The sequence below is a fragment of the Enterococcus mediterraneensis genome (genome assembly GCF_900604485.1).
Taxonomy (GTDB): Bacteria; Bacillota; Bacilli; order Lactobacillales; family Enterococcaceae; genus Enterococcus_C; species Enterococcus_C mediterraneensis.
In genome coordinates this window covers 540,756-560,005 of the sequence record NZ_UWOP01000001.1, presented here as the reverse complement: position 1 = coordinate 560,005, position 19,250 = coordinate 540,756, and the positions used below count along the sequence as shown (strand labels likewise).

The window sequence follows — 19,250 nt, the reverse complement described above, 5'->3', positions numbered from 1 at the left end:
AGAAAGAGAGGAGGATGAAAGTGGTAGAAGTGGTGGGGGTCCGCTATCGAGAAGCGGGGCATATCTATTATTTTTCTCCCGGCAAGTCTGAATATACGTATAATGAAAAAGTTCTGGTTGAGTCGCAACAGGCGAAACAATTGGCTACTATTGCTGTCCCTAAAAAAGTGATGGACGCAGATGATCTTCCTGATGATCTGAAGCCTATTTTGTCAAAAGCGACCGCCAAAGATATAGAAAAAGATGTACAAAATCGCAGAGATGCAGAAAAAGCGCTAAAGATCGGCAAAAAGAAAGTTAGTGCCCATCGTTTAGAGATGAAATTGATCCATGTGGAATATACATTTGATCGCAGCAAGATGATCTTTTATTTCACGGCAGATGGACGGGTCGATTTTCGCGAACTGGTCAAAGATCTGGCCAGTGAATTCCGGACCCGCATCGAATTGCGGCAGATCGGTGTGCGTGATGAAGCAAAATTATTAGGCGGGATCGGTCCATGCGGGCGGCCATTATGCTGTTCGACATTTCTGGGCGATTTTATCCCGGTCTCTATCAAAATGGCAAAAGATCAAGGCCTGTCTTTGAATCCAACGAAAATTTCTGGTTTATGCGGACGCTTGATGTGCTGTCTGAAATATGAAAATGATTCTTATGAAGAAGCAAAAAAAGAATTGCCTGATTACGGCAAAGAGATCCTGACGCCAGAAGGCAAAGGAAAAGTGGTGGGGCTCAATCTTTTGAGCCGCGTGGTAAAGGTGCGCTTGCTTGGCAGAGAAACCCCAGTAGAATATGATTACGAAGAATTAAAAGATGTTGTTAAAGCAGGTGACAGCAATGACCATGGATAAACGCTCCCTTTACGACGGGCTGAACAAGCTCGAACTCGAATTAGAAAATTCTCTGAACCAATTGGGAGAAATGAAACTTGCATTGCAAGAGATCGTTGAAAAAAATACGACACTCGAGTTGGAGAACCAAAGGCTGAGAGATCATGTCCGTGAATTGAATCAAGTGGCGGAAGCTCCAGCAGAAAAAGTAAAACAAGAATTATCGAAATCGCGAATGAATTTAGAAAAAATCTATGAAGAAGGCTTCCACGTTTGTTATGATCTATACGGATCGCGACGGGAACATGATGAACCATGTGCTTTTTGTTTAGAAGTCATCTATCGCGAGAGCGGAAAATAGTTGAAAATAGTAAAAAAACTGTGACATAAGCCTACCATGCTAGAATACTGCCAAACTCTATATTGCTCTTACAGATATTTGATCACAGAGCTTGGTTCGTTGATGTAGCATTGACTTATGTTACAGTTTCTTTTTGTAGAGGAGTGGTGCTGCAAATGAAAAAACAGCGCAGTTTTAAAGACCAGCAGACGGGTATCTTGTATCTAGTTCCCACACCTATCGGTAATTTAGAAGATATGACTTTCCGCAGCGTGCGGACTTTAAAAGAAGTCGCTTGGATCGCTAGTGAGGATACTCGGAATACGCAAAAATTACTGAATCATTTTGAGATCGAGACCCCTCAAAAAAGCCTTCATGAACATAATTATCGTGAACGCATCCCGCAATTGTTGGAGCTATTAAAAAAAGGTGATTCCATCGCGCAAGTCAGTGATGCCGGGATGCCTTCCATCAGTGACCCGGGACACGAATTAGTGGTGGCTTGTATTGAAGAAGAGATCCCCGTCGTCTCCCTGCCAGGACCTACCGCGGGACTGACGGCATTGATCGCTTCGGGATTATCGCCGCAGCCGAATGTATTTTACGGTTTTCTTCCTCGAAAGAAAAAAGAACAGGTGCAGGCATTAGAGGCATTGAAAGCTGAAAAGAGTACCTTGATTTTTTATGAATCTCCTTATCGGATCGGAGGGACTGTCAAACAGATCGCTGATGTTTTTGGTTCGGAACGTCAAGCGGTGATCTGTCGCGAACTGACTAAGATCCACGAAGAATATTTGCGGGGAAGTTTGGCTGAACTGGCAGATTATTTGGAAGAAAACGAGATCAAAGGAGAATGCTGCTTATTGGTTTCTGGAAATGAAGGAGAGGAAACCGCCGCAGCTGTCGTCACAGATAAATCGTTGAAAGAGCAAGTAGAAGAATTGGTCCAAGAAGGCATGAAACCCAATGCGGCTATCAAAGAAGTAGCCCAACGCAATCAAGTGAAAAAACAGGTCGTCTACAAAGAATTTCATGGAATCGAATGAAACCAATTTGGATATCCTAGATCTCAGATAAAAAAGTTTCTTTGAAGCAGAGACCCTGAAAGAAGTTGCTTGGATAAATTCACTTGTACAAATAATAAATTAAAGAAGAAATGCGTTCCTGACAAAAGGAGCGTATTTTTTTGTGGAAAAATGTCTTAAAATGGGATAAATCTCTTAGTTTTCATAAAAAATGTCAGCAAAAATTGAATGGGAACGTTCGTTTGGTTATAATGAGGAAGAAAGGCGGTGGCGAGGATGTCGGAATTACAATTTCCGTTAAAAAACGATACTTCTAGAAAAATCATCCATATCGATATGGATGCGTTTTTTGCTTCGGTAGAAGAACGGGATAATCCTGAATTAGCAAAACATCCATTAGTGATCGCCCGCCATCCCAGCGATACAGGCGGGCGCGGGGTCGTGACCACCGCCAATTATCTCGCCCGTCAATATGGTATCCATTCAGCAATGAGCGCGCAAAAAGCCTATGAATTATGCCCGCAAGCGATTTTTGTGCCAGGAAATCATGAGAAGTATCGAGAAGTTTCCCAGCAAGTTCGTGAAGTCTTCCAGCGATACACCGATCTGATCGAACCGATGTCCATCGATGAAGCCTATTTGGATGTCACTGAAAACAAAGTCAACAGCCGGTCTGCCATCAAAGTCGCTCGTATGATCCAGCGGGATATTTGGCGGGAGACGCACTTAACTTGTTCGGCAGGCGTCAGCTACAATAAATTTTTAGCGAAGCTTGCGTCAGATTTTCAAAAACCGCGGGGATTGACAGTCGTTACACCAGAAGACGCGGTGGAATTTTTAAAAGAACTGCCTATTGAGAAGTTTCACGGTATTGGTAAGAAGACCGTACCGAAAATGCATGAACTGAATATTTTTACCGGCGCTGATCTCTATCAAAAAAGCGAGATGGAACTGATCCGGTATTTTGGGAAAATGGGGTATTCCTTGTATCGAAAAGTAAGAGGGATCCATGATTCTCCTGTCAAAGTGACACGGGAACGCAAATCGGTAGGGAAAGAGCATACATATGGTAATCCGCTGACTACAGAAGAAGAAGTCTTAACTCAGTTGCGGCAGCTTTCTGAAAAGGTCGATTTTTCCTTAAAACGGGTCCAAAAGCATGGGAAAACGATAGTCCTAAAAGTCCGCTATACAGATTATTCCACTATCACCAAACGTGTGACTTTACCGACATATGTTAGTAAAAAAGAAGCGATTTTTTCTCAAGCCAGTCTGATTTGGGAAGAGATTTTAGGACTAGAAAAGGGGATCCGACTGTTAGGGATCACGGTGACCAATTTGGATCCTGTGACTTATGAGAACATCCGGCTGCCGCTCTGGGGAGAAAGCGAGCAGGACTTTTAAATAAAAAGCCCACATCCGACAAGATGTTGTTAATATGTCGGATGCGGGGCTTTTTTAAATCAATTTACGACGATGAATCTGTTCATAGCTTTTTTCAGCGTCCGTGCATTTGTCCCAGATGACAGCTTTGCCGGCTTCTAAGGATTTAGGCACATCGATGATCCGCTGATTGCTGCTGCCGCGAAATTGCAGATTGAGATTGCGTTTGGACAATTCAAAGCGGCCATCAACTAGAATATCGATAGAAGAAAGCAGCGCCAATTTATCATCAGTCTCCTGCAATAATTCCTCAAAGGTATATCCTGACCAGCTCCAAATATCTTTAGTGTCTCCAAACTCCTGCCGTACTCGTTTGACGACTTGCAGGCAGACCGGCGTATTTAAGAAGGGTTCTCCGCCCAGCAATGTCAGACCTTGGACATAATCATGGCGCAGATCATCAATGATCTGGTCTTCCAATTCTTTGGTAAAGGGTACACCGTAGCGGAAATTTTGCACGGCTTTGTTGAAGCAGCCTTCGCAAGCGAAAAGACAGCCGCTGACATAAAGGCTGTTGCGGACACCTTCACCATCGACAAAGTTGAAAGCTTTATAATCAGCGATCCGATTTTGGCTATAATCGGAAGCTTGCCATTCTTTTGGTTTTGGATTATTCATAAAAAAACTTCCTTCTGTAAATCTGAATGTATTTCAAGACCAGGGAAGGCTATGACAGAGAAAAGTACGTTGTCACAGCCTCGATTTTGGTTGTTATTTCATATGTTTGACACGAGAAGAGATTTCTTTATGACGACCATGGACCATCGGACGAGCTTGAGGGTTGCCTAGGTAACCGCAAGTCCGTTTTACGACATCACAGGTTTTAGGATCGTGGTTGCCGCATTGCGGACATTCGAAACCGCGGGCAGTTGGATTGAAATCTCCTTCAAAGCCGCATTCATAACAATGATCGATCGGAGTATTCGTTCCCAGATAGCCGATCCGGTCATAGGAATAGTCCCAAACAGCTTCTAATGCTTTCGGATTTTGTTGAAGCATTGGATACTCGCAATAGTGGATGAAGCCGCCGGAACAATATTTCGGATAGTCTTTCTCGAAATCCAGTTTTTCAAATGGTGTTGGATTTTTTCGTACATCGTAATGGAAACTATTCGTGTAGTATTCCTTGTCTGTGATATTTTCGACGATCCCGAATTTTTCCGTGTCTAGACGGCAGAAACGGTCTGTCAAACTTTCACTTGGAGTAGAATAGACACTAAAATGATAGCCGTATTCGTTACCCCATGCGTCAGCATGCGCTTTTAGTTCTTTAAGGATCGATAGGGTGAAATCTTTTGCTTCAGGATCTTTTTCCCAGCTGCCGCCGTAAAAAGCAGAAGCAACTTCATACAAACCGATATAACCTAGTGAAACAGTCGCCCGTTTGTTTTTGAACAATTCATTGACCGCGTCTTTCCGGTTAAGGCGTTTGCCGAAAGCCCCATACATATAAAGGATGGGCGCGTTGGCAGGTGAAGCTTCCTTGCAACGTTCTACACGATAGACTAACGCGTCTTTAACGATGCCTAGGCGTTCTTCTAAAAGTTGCCAGAACTTGTCGCGATTCCCATGAGCTTCCATAGCGATACGAGGCAGATTCAATGTCACTACCCCTAAATTCATACGGCCAACATTGACTTCTTCGCCGTTTTCATCTTTCCAGCCTTGCAAGAAGGAACGGCAGCCCATTGGCACTTTGAAACTTCCAGTCAATTCAACAAGTTTGTCATAGTTCAAGATATCCGGATACATCCGTTTGGTGGCACATTCCAACGCCAACTGTTTGATATCGTAATTAGGATCTGCAGGAGCGGAATTTACCCCGCGTTTGATAGAAAAGATCAATTTAGGGAAGATCGCGGTCCGTTTTTCACTGCCTAATCCATTGATTCGGATCTGCAGGATCGCTTTTTGGATCTCCCGTTCGAACCAATTCGTTCCAAGACCAAAGCCTAAAGAAGTGAATGGTGTTTGTCCGTTGGAAGTAAACAGAGTGTTGATTTCATACTCTAGACTTTGCATGGCATCGTAAATGTCTTTGCGGGTTTTCTTTTTCGCGAATTCTTCCCGACGTTCAGGATTTTCGATCCATTCTTCAGCGTCATTCAAATGTTTTTGATAATTCAGCTTAGCAAACGGAGCCAGTAATTCATCTGTCCGATCGCAAGAACAGCCGCCATATTGGCTGGAAGCCACATTGGCGATGATTTGTGAGATCTGTGCGGTCGCAGTCTGGATCGACTTAGGCGATTCAACTTCCGCGTTACCGATCTTAAATCCATTATTCAGCATCCCTTTGAAATCGATCAGGCAACAGTTGGTCATCGGTGTGTATGGATGGTAATCCAAGTCATGATAATGGATATCGCCTTTTTGATGGGCATTGGCAACGTGAGGAGGCAGCATCTTCAATCCGATTGATTTGCCTACGATCCCAGCTGTCAGATCTCGTTGCGTATTGAAGACATCACTGTCTTTGTTGGCATTTTCGTTGACCACGGTCTGGTCTTTGTTGATCAGTTTTCCGATAGTGAAATTGATGTCTGTGGCTTTGCTGCGTTCAAAATCACGACGTGTTCGATAGTTGATATAATGTTCCGCTAACGCATATTCATTTTTTTCTAAAAGTGTGTGCTCAACGATATTTTGGATCTCATAAATCTTAACATCACTTGTGAAACGTTGTGCGATTTCTTGATCTACACGTTCAACGATCTCTAGGATACGCTCATGATCTAAAGGAGAAAGTTCTCCGCTGATTTGTTTTTTTGCTTTTACAAGAGCATCATAAATTTTCTGGTCATCGAAATCTACTAGTCGGCCATCGCGTTTTACGATCTTCATAGTGCTCAGTTGCGGATGAATAGTCGGATTCTCCGCTGTTTTGGTTATTTTCATCATTGCGCGTCACTCCTTGTAATTGCTTGTTCACTAATTATCATAATAGATGGAAATAAAACTTGCAACTATATGTAGTGGCGAAAAATGTTTCATAATGATACCAAACACAATATATTGTGTATAATTTCCGTTGAAAAATTATGAAAGCTGATAAAGATAGGCTTTTGCTGTTTATATTTTCACGGGAAAATGAATAAAAATTTTTCTATCAATTTTACTTATAGAAATTCGTGAAACCGATAAAAATATGCTACTATGCTACCATATAGAAAACTGAAAGGAGCCAACGATGAAAACTATTATCGATGTCCAACACTTGAGTAAAACTTACGGCAATCGTTTCAATCAAACCAAAGTATTGAAGGATCTGTCCTTTACAGTCGATAAAGGCGAATTTGTCGGGATCATGGGACCAAGCGGGGCCGGGAAGACGACACTGATGAACATTTTATCGTCGATCGCGTTACCGACTTTCGGTTCTATCCAAATCGCTGGTCAGGATATCACAAAAATGAACGAGGAAGAGCTGAGTGATTTTCGTCGGGAAAAAATCGGTTTTATTTTTCAAGAATTCAATCTGCTGGATACGTTGAATATTCGCGACAATATCCTTTTGCCATTAGCGATCGATCGCTTGCCGCTGTCAGAAATTGATCGCCGAGTAGAAAGTACCGCCGAATTGCTGGGACTTACAGCGATCTTGCAGCGTTATCCTGAAGAACTCTCAGTAGGACAGCGTCAGCGGGTGGCTGCTGCGCGAGCATTGGCTATGCAGCCGGAGATCATTTTCGCTGATGAACCCACCGGCTCTCTTGATTCGAAATCCGCCGGAGAACTGCTGAATTATTTGAGCGAGATCAATTTAAAGGAAGATGCGACGATCTTGATGGTGACCCATGATCCATATACCGCCAGTTATTGCAATCGGATCTTGTTTATCAAGGATGGTGTCTTTTTTGCCGAAGTAGTCAAACAAGGTTCGCGAAAAGAGTTCTTCGACAAAGTCATCAGTATGCAGGCGGCCATTGCTGGAGGAGGTCGAAGGGATGCTCTTTAGGCTGACATGGCGCAGCTTTTTAAAACAATATCGCAGTTACGCAATCCCTTTTTTATGTATGACGTTAGCGGTCATGAGCTTTTATTCTTTCAGCGCCATCACTTATGATCAACTGCTCATTGAACGCGCCAGCCAAGATATCCAGCTCGACAGTGTACTGAATATCGGCAGCTTTTTTGTCTTAGCGATCGTATTGTTTTTTATGTTGAGCGCTAATCGTTTTTTTATGGCGAAACGCAGAAAAGAGATCGCACTGTATCAGCTGTTCGGCTTGAAAAGAAGACGAATCATCGGCCGTTTTTTAGTGGAAACTTTTTTTCTGAACAGCGTGTCATTTATCAGCGGGATCGCTTTGGGGATCATCTTATCCAAACTTTTTTCTATGATTTTGAGTAAAGCCATGGCACTTGATGTGGAAAGCCGCTTTTTTATCGCCTTTCCAGCAGTGGTTTTGACAGCAAATGTCTTTTTCTTAGTCTATTTGATCCTTGCATTTCAAAACATCTGGATTCTTTCGCAAAAAAAATTGCTGGAATTGTTTGCAAAAGACGTCACGGTACCATTGACAAAAATACGGAGCGGGAAAAGAAACATTTTCTTTGGTATCTTGAGTTTTGTGCTGATCGGTACGGGCTACTTCCTTGCTAGTCAGATCCATGACATTTTGTTTGGTTATATCGGAAAAACCAAAGATTTTATGATTATCTTGTGGTTGCCGTTACTGATCTTTGTTCTTTGTGTCGCGGGTACGTATTTGTTTTACCGATTTTCCGTTACCCTTTTGGTCTATTTTTGGCGAAGACGGCCTAAAAGTTATCAGGGACTGACTTTATATATGCTGAACAACAGCTGTATTCAGATCTTGCGAAGTTGGCGGAGTTTGTCTTTGACTACGATCATTTCGGCGATCGCTATCACGATCGTGGGTATCTCGATCTCATTGATCACTGTAAATGCCCAAAATGTTCGCAACAGTCAACCAACGGATTTTCAAATCCGCAAAGAAGATCTTCCTCAATTAAAACAGCTGATCCAAGAAGAAGGAAGTAAGGTCATTCACGAGGTGACATTGGAGTATAAAGTAACGGGGACTTATTTTGGCTTGAAGTTGTTAAATACTGCGGAAAACAATCAAGAGCAGCTGATCAATTTGCTGACGATCGACAACTATAATCAATTTCGAAAAATCAAACCTGAACTTCCGCCGATCCAATTGGAATCTGCTCATGATACGATTCTTTTCGACACGACTTACAATGATTTTCGCGGCATAGCCAGTTTTGAGCATCAAATCACCTTGTCAAATGATGTCCAGTTGCAGATTCAGCGGATGTATCCGGATCATTTGGGAGAAAGTCTGCTCCGTTACAACAGTCCGGTATTAGTTGTAGACCAAGAAATTTTTGACAAAACAGCGGGCATTTCCTATCAAGTAGCGATGGTGGATGTCGATGCTTCGGCAGACCGGGAAAAATTAAGTAATGAGTTGAATCAGAAATTGCCGCTGCGTTGGCAAGACGAAGTATATTATGAGTATATGTATCAAAACGATGTCCTTACTGGGAAAATCCAGAAAGAAAAATTTGCGGAAGAAGGAGATTTTTTTGGGACTGGCAGCCGGATGAATCAAACCAGCCAGTATCCCGCATTGCGCCGCACCCGTCGTCAAGCAGGCGTATTTATTTATGTCGCACTGTTTGTCAGTATGATCGTCATGGTGGCCACTGCCAGTATTTTGATGCTTCATCAATTTTCTGAAGCGGAAAATGAATAAAGGTACTATCAACTTTTGAAAAAAATAGGGGTATCAAAGAAAGAAATCCGTAAATTGGTTTATCAGCAAAATGCTTGGTTCTTTGTTCCGCCAGTTATTTTAGGCACCAGTCATGCATTGTTCGTGATCTATGTGTTGAACCAGTTTATCATCAGTGATAATTATTGGCTGGCCTATTTGTTTTGCGGAATCATGGCAGTCGCTTATCTGATATTTTATATGATCACTGTCCGGATTTATTTACGGATCGTAGAGGACTAGAATAAAGAAGTTTCACTAAGTTTCGCAAATCGATGGAAAGAACAGTAGGTTTAGACATACTTGTATCAGAGCTGTGTCATAAGTTTTGAGCTGACATTTTCGACAGCTTCGACTTATACACAGCTCTTTTTTCTACTAGTTATTTTTTAAAGAGAAACCATACAAAAACACGTACAAAAATTGTGAAAAATGGTATAATTTTCATCAGAAACGGTAAGGGAGCGACTTTGATGTTAGAAAAAAACGAAGAACAGCTATTGATCGATTTGACTTCCGCACGAGGAGTGCCGGGAAATGAAGAAGAAGTCAGAGAAGTATTTAAGGAGTACGCAAAACCATTTGCTGAAGATATCATCTTTGATGGTCTTGGCAGTGTGATCGCAAAACACACCGGCGCAGGCGGCGGTCCTAAAATCTTTATTTCCGGTCATATGGATGAAGTAGGATTCATGGTAACTAAGATCACAGAAAAAGGTTTTATTGAATTTCAAACGCTTGGCGGCTGGTGGGGACAAGTCATGTTGGCGCAACAAGTCGAAATCAAAACCCAAGACGGAAAAACGATTCATGGTGTGATCGGTTCAAAACCGCCTCATGTATTAAGTGCAGAAGCACGAAAAAAACCGTATGATGTGAAAGACATGTTTATCGACATCGGTGCTGCAGGCGCGGAAGAAGCTAAAGGCTGGGGGATCCGACCTGGTGATATGATCACGCCGCATATCGAATACAAACGCTTGAACGGCGGTAAATTCTTATTAGCGAAAGCTTGGGATAATCGCATCGGTACGGCGGTTTCATTGCGTGTTTTAGAGACTTTGTCAAAAGAAAATCATCCAAACTGCTTGTTTGCCGGCAGTGATGTTATGGAAGAAGTCGGTCTTAGAGGCGCCCGTACCAGCACCCATCTAGTCAATCCAGATATTGCGATCGCTCTTGATACTGGGACCGCAGGAGATACACCGGGAATGACGCCTAAAGAAGCTGATTCAGAACTTGGAAAGGGTCCGCAAATCTTGATTTTTGATGCATCAATGATCCCTCATAAGAAATTATTGAACTTTGTAATCAATGTGGCGGAAGAAATGGAGATCCCATTCCAATATACTGTGATCACTGGCGGCGGGACTGACGCCGGACAAATGCATTTGACGCGAGATGGCGTGCCTTCATTGGCGATCACTGTGCCAGTCCGCTATTTGCATTCTCATACTTCAGTCATTCATGAAGATGATTATTTGAATACAGTAAAATTAGTAACTGAAGTGATTCGTCGACTTGATGATCAAAAAGTCAACGAAATCCGCAGTTATTAGGAGGAGTCTTATGCAAAAAACAAATGCACAATTACGAGCGCAAGCAAGAGGTGCGCTGGCCGGTCAATGGGGTACCAATGTACTGATCATCTTTCTTTCTGTTTTATTAGGAGGGATCATCTCAGGGATTTTTGGCGGGATGACTAATTTTGAAACAGGTAGTACGCAAGCCAGCATCCTTGAGTTTCTAGTAGATAATCTGCTGCTTTTCGCGTTTACGTATGCTACTTATTTTGTCGCGCTGTATGTGGTTCGCGGCGGCCGAGCAGAAGCGGGTCAGATTTTTGTGATCTTCAACAAAAAATATTACGTACCAATGATGATCATCAATTTTCTTAATAGTATTGCTGGTTATATTGTAGGGATCATTGTCTTTCTGCCATTAGCTGCGGTTATTGGCGGCGGTGTGTATCTGTCTTTGGTTATCAGTAATGGACAGAATTTTGGTGCGATCGCTGATAATGCCTTTAGCGGAGTGGCTATCGCGTTATTGATCTTGTTATTGATGCTGGTCTTTCTAGTCGCTGTCAGTATCGTCACTGGTGTCTTCCAGTTTGCTGCATGGACGAAGATGGATTTTCCAAACGTCAAAGTCGGCAATAGCCTGCGTTACGGTTGGAGCTTACTGAAAGGCCGTGTTGGGCGCTACATCATGCTCCAACTTTCATTTATCGGCTGGTACCTTTTAGGGATCCTGGCTTTTGGTGTCGGCGTCTTGTGGGCGATCGCGTATGCCAATGTCAGTGTGGCTGCTTTTTATGACGAAGCCCGCAAAGAAATCGGCGATCCGGTATAAAAAGTTCAGACTTATAAGAAGTAGATAAAAAACATCCGACACGGTATTTTCTGAGGATTGTCAAGTTGCCATCGCTTTCGCGTTGACAAGCTGATCAGAAAAAGCTGACGTTCGGATGTTTTTCTTTATGTCACAAAACTGTTTTTGTGCTAGCATAAAGAAAAAAGGAAGGTGTGTTTATTAATGAAATTAACGGTTTTAGGCTGTTTAGGCGCGTATCCTTACAAAGGACAGGGAACGACCGGCTATTTGTTAGAATCTGGCGGCTTTCATTTGTTGCTGGATGCGGGAAGTACGACATTGGTCCAATTAGAAAAGATCATTGACCCATTAAAACTTGATGCGGTGATCCTTTCCCATTACCATCATGACCATATCGCGGATCTTGGTGTACTGCAATATTATTGGCAACTGTATCCAACAACGGAAGAAAAGCCGTTGCTGCCGATTTATGGACATACATTGGATGAATTCCATTTTAATGATCTGACACTTCCGGGTGTGACGGAAGGACGACCATATTTTGAAACGAAACAGTTGGAATTGGGACCGTTTTCTGTTACATTTATGAAGACGATACATCCGGTTGTTTGCTACGCGATGCGTTTTGTTGAAAATAGTACAGGTAAAGTTTTTGTATTCACCGGCGACTCTGGATATTTAGAGGATTTTCAAGAATTTGCGAAAGACGCGGATCTGTTTTTAGCAGATACGTATTTATTTGCCGGCAACGAAAGACATAAAGCGCATTTTACTTCCAAAGAATCGGGAGAACTCGCCAAAAAAGCCAATACAAAAAAACTGGTGTTGACTCACTTGCCGCAACATGGAGATTTGCAAAAGTTAAAAGCGGAAGCGGAAGCCGCCGCTGATCATCAGCTGCCGGTGGAACTTGCTGAAGTGGGAAAAACATTCGAGATCTAGGAGGAAGAAACTGTGCTGTTTGTACCAAACGAAAACAATGACCCAAGAATCAACCTTGCCATCGAAGTCTTTTTATTGCAGGAGATGCAAGTGGATGAACCAATCCTTTTATTCTACATCAATGAACCATCCATCATCATTGGACGCAATCAAAACACCATTGAAGAGATCAACAAGGAGTACGTGGATGAAAAAGGAATCCATGTGATCCGTCGTTTCAGTGGCGGTGGCGCTGTTTACCATGATTTTGGTAATTTGAATTTCAGTTTTATCATGCCGGATGACGGGAATTCATTTCGGGATTTTGAAAAATTAACGAAACCTATCATTCAAGCGCTGCATGAAATGGGCGTAGAAGGCGCACAGCTGAAAGGCCGTAACGACCTAGTGATCGATGACATGAAGTTTTCCGGCAATGCGATGTACGCGACAAATGGACGGATGTTTGCCCACGGTACCATCATGTTCGACAGTGATATCAATGAAGTCGTGAAAGCATTGAAAGTCCGCAAAGACAAGATCGAGTCAAAAGGGATCAAGTCGATCCGTTCTCGGGTGACAAATATCAAACCATTTTTACCAAAAGACAAACAAGACATGACAACTGAAGAATTCCGTCAAGAAATTCTCTTGAAGATTTTCGGTGTCGATTCTGTGGACCAAGTGAAGACCTACGAACTGACGGATGAAGATTGGGTAAAAGTCGATCAAATATCAAATCAATATTATCGAAACTGGGACTGGAACTATGGAAAATCACCTGAATTTGAGATCGAACGCCGGAAACGATTCCCAATTGGTTCTATCGATGTTCGTTTAAATGTCGAAAACGGCAAAATTTCAGAAGCGAAAATTTTTGGCGATTTCTTTGGATTAGGGGATATCGCGGATGTGGAACAAGCTTTGATTGGTGTACGTTATGAAAAAAATGATCTAGCTGACGCCATCGCAAAAATCGATGTGAAAAAATACTTCGGGAATATCGAAGCAGAAGATTTGTTGGAATTGATCTACTGATCGGATATGAAAAAATGATTTATCAAAAACCCGTCATGCAAGACGTTGTACGCGTATCTTGCATGACGGGTTTTTGTGACGAGTATGAAAAAAATACCCGAAGATCAGCCGCGTATATTTTGAGAAATTTAGTCCTCAAGAGTTTGTGCTGACCTTTGGGTATTTACTTGTACTGAATTTTGCGGTGTTTCGTATCAGTGGAGCATCAGAGTATCTTAATTTTTAGTAAGCTCTGGCGATCCAAACCGTGTATTTTGCCGGTTTGCCGCTGACAATGTCCACGGATTTTTCCATTGGCGGTGCAAATGGGATATTGCGGGTCGTAAAGCCGGTTTCTTCTTTGATCTTGGCTTCGGTTTCTTCCGTACCATCCCAACCGATCAATACAAATCCGGTAACTTTGTCTTCTTCTTTGCAACGCTCGATGTGGGCTTTCAATTCATCCAACGTATCGATATCGAAATGCTCGTTTTCACGATTCCGTTCACGAGCGGCTTCTAGCAAACGTTTTGGCATTTCTGCCAATTGTGTTTTCACGAAGTCTGACAGGTCTTCGAATTTAACTGCTTCTTTTTCTGACAGATCGCGAGCTTTGACCATCACATGACCGTTTTCCAAGTCGCGAGGTCCGCACTCGATCCGCAAGCAGGCGCCTTTTAATTCCCATTCGTTGAATTTATAGCCAGGGGAATTGTCGGTGTCATCCAAGCGCACACGATAACCTGCTGCTTTGAATTCGGCAAACAGTGCTTTTAATTTTTCCAAGATGGCTGGATTTTTCTTCCAAGGACCTACTGGCATCAGAACGATTTGTGTTGGTGCGACAGTTGGTGGGAAGACCAGACCATTTTCATCACCATGAGTCATGATCAATGAACCCAACAAACGTGTCGATACACCCCATGAAGTCGTATGCACATGAGTGTGTTTGTTTTCTTTGGTCAAATAAGTGATATCAAAAGCTTCCGCAAATTTTGTACCGAGATAATGAGAAGTTCCGGCTTGGACTGCTTTGCCGTCTTTCATCATGGCTTCGATAGAGTAGGTATCTACCGCACCGGCAAAACGTTCAGAAGGTGTCTTTTGACCTTTGTAGACAGGGATCGCTAAGAATTCTTCACAAAGGCGGGCGTATTCATCCAAAATCTTCATGGTACGTTCGCGGGCTTGTTCTTCATTTTCGTGGGCAGTGTGGCCTTCTTGCCATAAAAATTCAGATGTTCGTAAAAATGGCAGAGTTTTCTTTTCCCAACGAAAAACGTTGGCCCATTGATTGATTTCATAAGGCAGATCACGGTAAGAATTGATCCAGTCAGAAAAAGCTGATCCAATCATTGTTTCTGAAGTAGGACGCAAAGCTAAAGGTTCTTCTAGTTTTTCATTACCGACTTCTGTGACCCAAGGTAGTTCTGGTGCGAATCCTTCGATATGATCAGCTTCTTTCATAAAGAAGCTTTGAGGGATCAGCATTGGGAAGTAGGCATTTCGGATCCCTTCACTGCGTAAAAATTTGTTGAATTCTTCTTGGATATGTTCCCAAAGTTCATAGCCGTCGGGACGGAAAATGATGGAACCTTTGACTGGCGAATAAGCCATCAATTCAGCTTTTTGGATCGTCTGTACATACCATTCTGTAAAATCATTTTTTTGTTCGTTGCTCATGTATGTTCCTCCTTTTAAAAATAAAAAAGCATTCCATCCTCAAAAAGGACGAAATGCTTGGATCTCGCGGTACCACCTTTGTTGACCAGCCTTGTGCCGGTCCAGCTCAAAAAGGATAAGGGCTTCAACCCAGCTGTTCAGCTTTATTGATCGGCAGGTTCATAATCGGAGCGGGTGTCAAACTCTCAGCAATTGTTTGACTCTCTTGGACCATCCTGATCATTACTTTTCCAATCTACCTTTCATAGTAAAAGGCAACTGAAAAAAATGCAAGTAAAATTTTTTGTTGAGGGCTAGGACTTTATTCAGAAGTGAGACGAATCTCAAGCCGATCGATTTTCTCATTTTGATATTTGTTCAATGATCCTGAGTATTTAGCAACGACTGATTCGATCATTAACAGATCGAAGGTTTCTTTTTCAGGAATATCAATAGTGATCCCTTTATCAAAGATATTTTCGTGATAATGAGCGGTATGCTCGCAATCAATTGACAAAGCATTCTCTTCATATTGAATCTTTAAAATGATCTTGCGTTTTTGCGGATCGTTGATGGCATACGTTTCCCGGAAGGCGTGCTCAAAAAGATGAACAAAAAGTTGTGTCAAATCTGCGTCAGATACTGCCAGCTTTTCAGGCAGGTTGACTTGGAAATCTGTAGTGATACTTTTTTGTTTTGCTAATTTTTTATAGCGGGCTAATAGCAGATTGGTTAGCGCGTGTTCGGAAAAAGTTTGCAATCCTTCGAAGGTTTGTGTATCTGCCAATAATTCATGGAGGTGTTTATCGACTTCATCATTTTTTTCTTCCAGATTCAGTTGCTGCAACGTTAGTAGGTTTTTTTTGAATTCAGTACGAAGTTTCTTTATTTCTTGTAAATGATTGATCAGGGTGTTGCGGTTTTCTTCCAGTAGTTCTGTCTTTACTTCTAGGAAATTTACCTGTTGTTTGCTTTTCTCAGTGGTACTGATAAATTCGATCACTGTATAGACTGTGATCACGATCATGATGACGATGAAGAACAAGCCAGCCCAATTGATAGTAGATTTGACGGAACCGACCACTGAACTGATATATAAGAAGCAATGGGCGATCGCGATCAAAACGATCCAAGGCGCACAGACTACAAAAAAACGGTTTTTGTGGGTTGCTTCGATAATACAGGCTAAAGAAGTCGCAAGAGTACCAAAGACGTTCAGTATGTCGATGATGGACATGAGTTCTGGCAAATCTCGGTTAGTAAATGTAGCAACGCCTAAGACTATAAAACTGATGCAAATCTGAGGAATGATCCACATAAGATAGTACCGCTTGGCGACGGTCATACGCAGGCAATAATATGAAACTAAAAACAGCGGGATGAAAGTAGCACAGACATTGGCAAGCGTTGAGTTGATAAGAGGACTAAAAAGCAGACCGCTGACGATATCGCCAGCTGCTGACTCTAACCCGACAGTGATGGAAAAACAACCGAATAAAAATAATTCCGGCTGAAGCTGTCTTTTTTTCCATAACCTGTGACCCACGTAAATCAAGATAGTGATTCCTAAAGTGACTGCTAAAATGAGGATCAAAATTTGTGTCAATGAAACGGAAAATACAAATGCCATTAAAGAATCCGCTTCACCAATAAAGACCCGCGGCGGCAGCCCGGCATATTGTTGATAAGGACTTGATATTTTGATCCGCAATGTTTTCCCGGCATATTCTTTTGGCATTTGCAGTTCTGTCAGGATCTTTCCGGGATTTTTGCCGTTTAATGAATGGGTGTCGCTTTCTGTGTGACTATAAACTTGTTCATCATCAAGATAAACAGCGATCCACTGATGATCTCCTTGAATCAAGAGTTCCGGATGAGCCGGCTTTTCTGTCATCTTCCGTTCCATCACCATGACTTCGTTAGATGCGACATTCGGCAAACGTTGCAGATACTTGCTTTTAAAAACGGTGTCTGGATCATCTTCTGAATAGTAGACCCATGTGTCGGATAACTCAGCCATCTGGGAATTAGAAAAAGGAGCGATAATCGCTCTGATATAAAAGGCAGTGACTAATAAAAAAACACCGATCGTCAAAAGATACGGAAGCCAAATCTGTAAATTTTTTCTCCTTTTATTCTCATTATTAATAGTATCCATAAAATAATAATCCTTTATTTTTTATTTTAGAGTATTGGAATTTTGTAAGTAAGTCAATAGGTTGTGATAACGTTTGTTTAGAAATTAGCGAACTTTTTAAATAACATGCGAAATTGTTGATAAATTAATTTATAAATTATATGATTAGAAAAAAAGAAGAGAATGATGAGCGGGGGTGGTTAGTTGAAACGGTTTAGTCGAATGGGGATCACGATTTCGATCGGATTGATTTTTTTTATGACGATTTCATTGGCAATCGTTTTGCTGCCCCATTTATTGGGTATGAGATTTGTGATCACACAAGATGATGCAATGGCGCCGTCATATCCTAATGGCAGTTTGATCTTTGTCAGAAGTGAAGATTCAGAAGAAATCTTGGTGGGAGATGTCATTACTTATTACGTTAATCAAGGAGAAAAAATCAAAACGAGGCGGGTTGTAGCAAAAGAAGGTGAGGAGATCTTTTATACGAAAGGTGATGCGTCGGAACAAATGGAGTTGGGGTTGGTGAGCAGCCGCAATTTGATTGGTCAACCAGTTTTGCATTTCCCTTATATTGGGCATTTCTTTTCAAGACGGGTAGTAAATATCGCAATTTTTGTTTTTTGGATCTTTGCCGGTTTTTTAACGTTCATTACTATTTGGATGATGGTGGAACAGTTTCCCTCAAAAGCCAGACGGACAAGAATCCGGTCAGATTCTTCGGAAAAGACATTCTGATTTGACTATCCCTAGACTCTGTATACAATGAAAGTATAGCTTTTTGTTGTCGAATTATCTGTATATGGTAGCGAATTGAAAAGTTATGGTTTATAATGGAGTCTTTCCAAGGTAGAAGGGATGTTAAAAAGATGGAAACGTATCGCGGTCTGCTAGTCAATACCCATGTGTTTCAAGAAAAACCCATGATGTTGACAGGGATTCAGTTGAAAACAGACGGCAAGATTGTGAATTGTATTATCAAAGATCGTTATCTTGCAAAGTATGTTTTACGCCTTCCTTTGAATAAATATATTCTGGAAGTAAGCGGGAAATGGAACAAACGCGAACAACTAGTGATCAAACATATGTCGATTAAAAATATCGATGAATATATCAAAATCGTAGGAACACCGGAATAATATGGTTATTCTGGACAAGCGGATTTGTTCATAGTATTGAAAACCCAAAAGCAGAAGGCTTTTGGGTTTTTTACTACTTACGATATAAAGAACATCCGATCAAATAAGTTCTTGTAGAGAAGTGACAGCGTGATCTAGAAGGAAAAATGAGGGAAACGGGGATCGAAGAATGTATTGGAAACGAAAAAGTCTTCCCCAATCTTTATATCAAATTCTTCCGCCACTAACTTTTCTATCTCGTTGCTGACGTAGACAGTATTGATCCGATAAAGCTTCGTGCCATAATTGATCCATTCAGCTGACTGCAATAAATCTCTGTGGCCGCGAATATCCGGTTTTGCGCTGCTGAACCCCACAAAATAATCGTGGATCAGCTTTCCATCAACAGTCAGTTTAAATTTATTTTCCGCTCGTTGAATCGGTGTGCCCAATTTTTCGTATAATTCCATTGGCGCTCTGCCCCAAATATCATCTAGGATCTCAGGTTCCTTTTTCTTCTTGAACATACTACTGCCACCTCGTTATCTTTGATAGATTTTATGAGCATATCTTATCCCTTTGTTGAAGCGTTTGCAAATGTTAATGGAGTGTTTTTTGAAAAAGTGAATTAGCAATGATTGACAACGGTATTTGGAGAGATTTTCCA

Annotated in this window: 18 protein-coding genes; 13 read left to right on the top strand and 5 right to left on the bottom strand. The window is 41.8% G+C overall.

Annotated features, from left to right (window positions below):
- Nucleotides 1-20: 20 nt before the first annotated feature.
- The 4 genes from EFB00_RS02650 (at nucleotide 21) to dinB (ending at nucleotide 3,599) form a co-directional block, all read left to right on the top strand.
- On the top strand, nucleotides 21-851 hold the full coding sequence (locus EFB00_RS02650; RefSeq protein WP_122645385.1) for a PSP1 domain-containing protein: 831 nt from the start codon (nucleotides 21-23) through the stop codon (nucleotides 849-851).
- The gene (locus EFB00_RS02645; protein WP_206423486.1) at nucleotides 844-1,191 is read left to right on the top strand and encodes a DNA replication initiation control protein YabA; all 348 of its coding nucleotides are present in this window, start codon (nucleotides 844-846) and stop codon (nucleotides 1,189-1,191) included. Before EFB00_RS02650 ends, EFB00_RS02645 begins: the two co-directional genes overlap by 8 nt.
- Nucleotides 1,192-1,346: 155 nt before the next feature.
- Nucleotides 1,347-2,216 carry a 16S rRNA (cytidine(1402)-2'-O)-methyltransferase gene (gene rsmI / locus EFB00_RS02640; RefSeq protein ID WP_122645383.1) on the top strand — a complete coding sequence of 290 codons (870 nt, stop codon included), beginning with the start codon at nucleotides 1,347-1,349 and terminating at the stop codon, nucleotides 2,214-2,216.
- 255 nt (nucleotides 2,217-2,471) lie between these two features.
- Complete coding sequence (dinB, locus tag EFB00_RS02635) at nucleotides 2,472-3,599, top strand: DNA polymerase IV (RefSeq protein WP_122645382.1); 1,128 nt, start codon at nucleotides 2,472-2,474, stop codon at nucleotides 3,597-3,599.
- 54 nt (nucleotides 3,600-3,653) lie between these two features.
- Here dinB and nrdG read toward each other — a convergent pair whose 3' ends face one another.
- Nucleotides 3,654-4,256: an anaerobic ribonucleoside-triphosphate reductase activating protein gene (gene nrdG / locus EFB00_RS02630; RefSeq protein WP_122645381.1), complete on the bottom strand. Its 603-nt coding sequence runs from the start codon at nucleotides 4,254-4,256 to the stop codon at nucleotides 3,654-3,656.
- Between the two features lie 93 nt (nucleotides 4,257-4,349).
- Nucleotides 4,350-6,539 (bottom strand): anaerobic ribonucleoside-triphosphate reductase, encoded by a 2,190-nt coding sequence (gene nrdD, locus EFB00_RS02625; RefSeq protein ID WP_122645380.1) that lies wholly within the window; start codon nucleotides 6,537-6,539, stop codon nucleotides 4,350-4,352.
- A gap of 289 nt (nucleotides 6,540-6,828) precedes the next feature.
- Between nrdD and EFB00_RS02620 the strand changes: the two genes are divergently transcribed.
- From EFB00_RS02620 to EFB00_RS02590, 7 genes are all read left to right on the top strand, one after another.
- The gene (locus EFB00_RS02620; protein WP_122645379.1) at nucleotides 6,829-7,596 is read left to right on the top strand and encodes an ABC transporter ATP-binding protein; all 768 of its coding nucleotides are present in this window, start codon (nucleotides 6,829-6,831) and stop codon (nucleotides 7,594-7,596) included.
- Nucleotides 7,586-9,370: an ABC transporter permease gene (locus tag EFB00_RS02615; protein ID WP_122645378.1), complete on the top strand. Its 1,785-nt coding sequence runs from the start codon at nucleotides 7,586-7,588 to the stop codon at nucleotides 9,368-9,370. Before EFB00_RS02620 ends, EFB00_RS02615 begins: the two co-directional genes overlap by 11 nt.
- Nucleotides 9,371-9,385: 15 nt before the next feature.
- Nucleotides 9,386-9,631 (top strand): FtsX-like permease family protein, encoded by a 246-nt coding sequence (locus tag EFB00_RS02610; RefSeq protein WP_122645377.1) that lies wholly within the window; start codon nucleotides 9,386-9,388, stop codon nucleotides 9,629-9,631.
- A gap of 230 nt (nucleotides 9,632-9,861) precedes the next feature.
- Nucleotides 9,862-10,947, top strand: coding sequence for a M42 family metallopeptidase (locus EFB00_RS02605; protein ID WP_122645376.1), 1,086 nt, complete (start codon nucleotides 9,862-9,864; stop codon nucleotides 10,945-10,947).
- 10 nt (nucleotides 10,948-10,957) lie between these two features.
- Nucleotides 10,958-11,743 (top strand): DUF975 family protein, encoded by a 786-nt coding sequence (locus EFB00_RS02600; RefSeq protein WP_164709415.1) that lies wholly within the window; start codon nucleotides 10,958-10,960, stop codon nucleotides 11,741-11,743.
- A 183-nt stretch (nucleotides 11,744-11,926) separates the two neighbouring features.
- Nucleotides 11,927-12,667 (top strand): MBL fold metallo-hydrolase, encoded by a 741-nt coding sequence (locus EFB00_RS02595; protein ID WP_122645374.1) that lies wholly within the window; start codon nucleotides 11,927-11,929, stop codon nucleotides 12,665-12,667.
- Nucleotides 12,668-12,679: 12 nt separating this feature from the next.
- The gene (locus EFB00_RS02590; RefSeq protein WP_122645373.1) at nucleotides 12,680-13,684 is read left to right on the top strand and encodes a lipoate--protein ligase; all 1,005 of its coding nucleotides are present in this window, start codon (nucleotides 12,680-12,682) and stop codon (nucleotides 13,682-13,684) included.
- 222 nt (nucleotides 13,685-13,906) lie between these two features.
- Here EFB00_RS02590 and proS read toward each other — a convergent pair whose 3' ends face one another.
- The gene (gene proS / locus EFB00_RS02585) at nucleotides 13,907-15,346 is read right to left on the bottom strand and encodes a proline--tRNA ligase (protein ID WP_122645372.1); all 1,440 of its coding nucleotides are present in this window, start codon (nucleotides 15,344-15,346) and stop codon (nucleotides 13,907-13,909) included.
- A 301-nt stretch (nucleotides 15,347-15,647) separates the two neighbouring features.
- Nucleotides 15,648-17,483, bottom strand: coding sequence for an ATP-binding protein (locus EFB00_RS02580; RefSeq protein ID WP_122645371.1), 1,836 nt, complete (start codon nucleotides 17,481-17,483; stop codon nucleotides 15,648-15,650).
- Between the two features lie 183 nt (nucleotides 17,484-17,666).
- Between EFB00_RS02580 and EFB00_RS02575 the strand changes: the two genes are divergently transcribed.
- Together EFB00_RS02575 and EFB00_RS02570 are read left to right on the top strand one after the other, a co-directional pair.
- Nucleotides 17,667-18,203, top strand: a complete 537-nt coding sequence (locus EFB00_RS02575; RefSeq protein ID WP_241153390.1) for a signal peptidase I — start codon at nucleotides 17,667-17,669, stop codon at nucleotides 18,201-18,203.
- Nucleotides 18,204-18,334: 131 nt separating this feature from the next.
- The gene (locus tag EFB00_RS02570) at nucleotides 18,335-18,604 is read left to right on the top strand and encodes a hypothetical protein (protein WP_122645369.1); all 270 of its coding nucleotides are present in this window, start codon (nucleotides 18,335-18,337) and stop codon (nucleotides 18,602-18,604) included.
- Between the two features lie 134 nt (nucleotides 18,605-18,738).
- Here EFB00_RS02570 and EFB00_RS02565 read toward each other — a convergent pair whose 3' ends face one another.
- Complete coding sequence (locus EFB00_RS02565; RefSeq protein ID WP_122645368.1) at nucleotides 18,739-19,110, bottom strand: hypothetical protein; 372 nt, start codon at nucleotides 19,108-19,110, stop codon at nucleotides 18,739-18,741.
- Between the last annotated feature and the right edge of the window lie 140 nt (nucleotides 19,111-19,250).

What these genes read in the sequence shown, in the direction of transcription:
- EFB00_RS02645 (WP_206423486.1), top strand. Translation starts at nt 844, where the DNA reads ATGGATAAACGCTCCCTTTACGACGGGCTGAACAAGCTCGAACTCGAA.
- rsmI (WP_122645383.1), top strand. Translation starts at nt 1,347, where the DNA reads ATGAAAAAACAGCGCAGTTTTAAAGACCAGCAGACGGGTATCTTGTAT.
- dinB (WP_122645382.1), top strand. Translation starts at nt 2,472, where the DNA reads ATGTCGGAATTACAATTTCCGTTAAAAAACGATACTTCTAGAAAAATC.
- nrdG (WP_122645381.1), bottom strand. Translation starts at nt 4,256, where the DNA reads ATGAATAATCCAAAACCAAAAGAATGGCAAGCTTCCGATTATAGCCAA.
- nrdD (WP_122645380.1), bottom strand. Translation starts at nt 6,539, where the DNA reads ATGATGAAAATAACCAAAACAGCGGAGAATCCGACTATTCATCCGCAA.
- EFB00_RS02620 (WP_122645379.1), top strand. Translation starts at nt 6,829, where the DNA reads ATGAAAACTATTATCGATGTCCAACACTTGAGTAAAACTTACGGCAAT.
- EFB00_RS02615 (WP_122645378.1), top strand. Translation starts at nt 7,586, where the DNA reads ATGCTCTTTAGGCTGACATGGCGCAGCTTTTTAAAACAATATCGCAGT.
- EFB00_RS02605 (WP_122645376.1), top strand. Translation starts at nt 9,862, where the DNA reads ATGTTAGAAAAAAACGAAGAACAGCTATTGATCGATTTGACTTCCGCA.
- EFB00_RS02600 (WP_164709415.1), top strand. Translation starts at nt 10,958, where the DNA reads ATGCAAAAAACAAATGCACAATTACGAGCGCAAGCAAGAGGTGCGCTG.
- EFB00_RS02595 (WP_122645374.1), top strand. Translation starts at nt 11,927, where the DNA reads ATGAAATTAACGGTTTTAGGCTGTTTAGGCGCGTATCCTTACAAAGGA.
- proS (WP_122645372.1), bottom strand. Translation starts at nt 15,346, where the DNA reads ATGAGCAACGAACAAAAAAATGATTTTACAGAATGGTATGTACAGACG.
- EFB00_RS02580 (WP_122645371.1), bottom strand. Translation starts at nt 17,483, where the DNA reads ATGGATACTATTAATAATGAGAATAAAAGGAGAAAAAATTTACAGATT.
- EFB00_RS02570 (WP_122645369.1), top strand. Translation starts at nt 18,335, where the DNA reads ATGGAAACGTATCGCGGTCTGCTAGTCAATACCCATGTGTTTCAAGAA.
- EFB00_RS02565 (WP_122645368.1), bottom strand. Translation starts at nt 19,110, where the DNA reads ATGTTCAAGAAGAAAAAGGAACCTGAGATCCTAGATGATATTTGGGGC.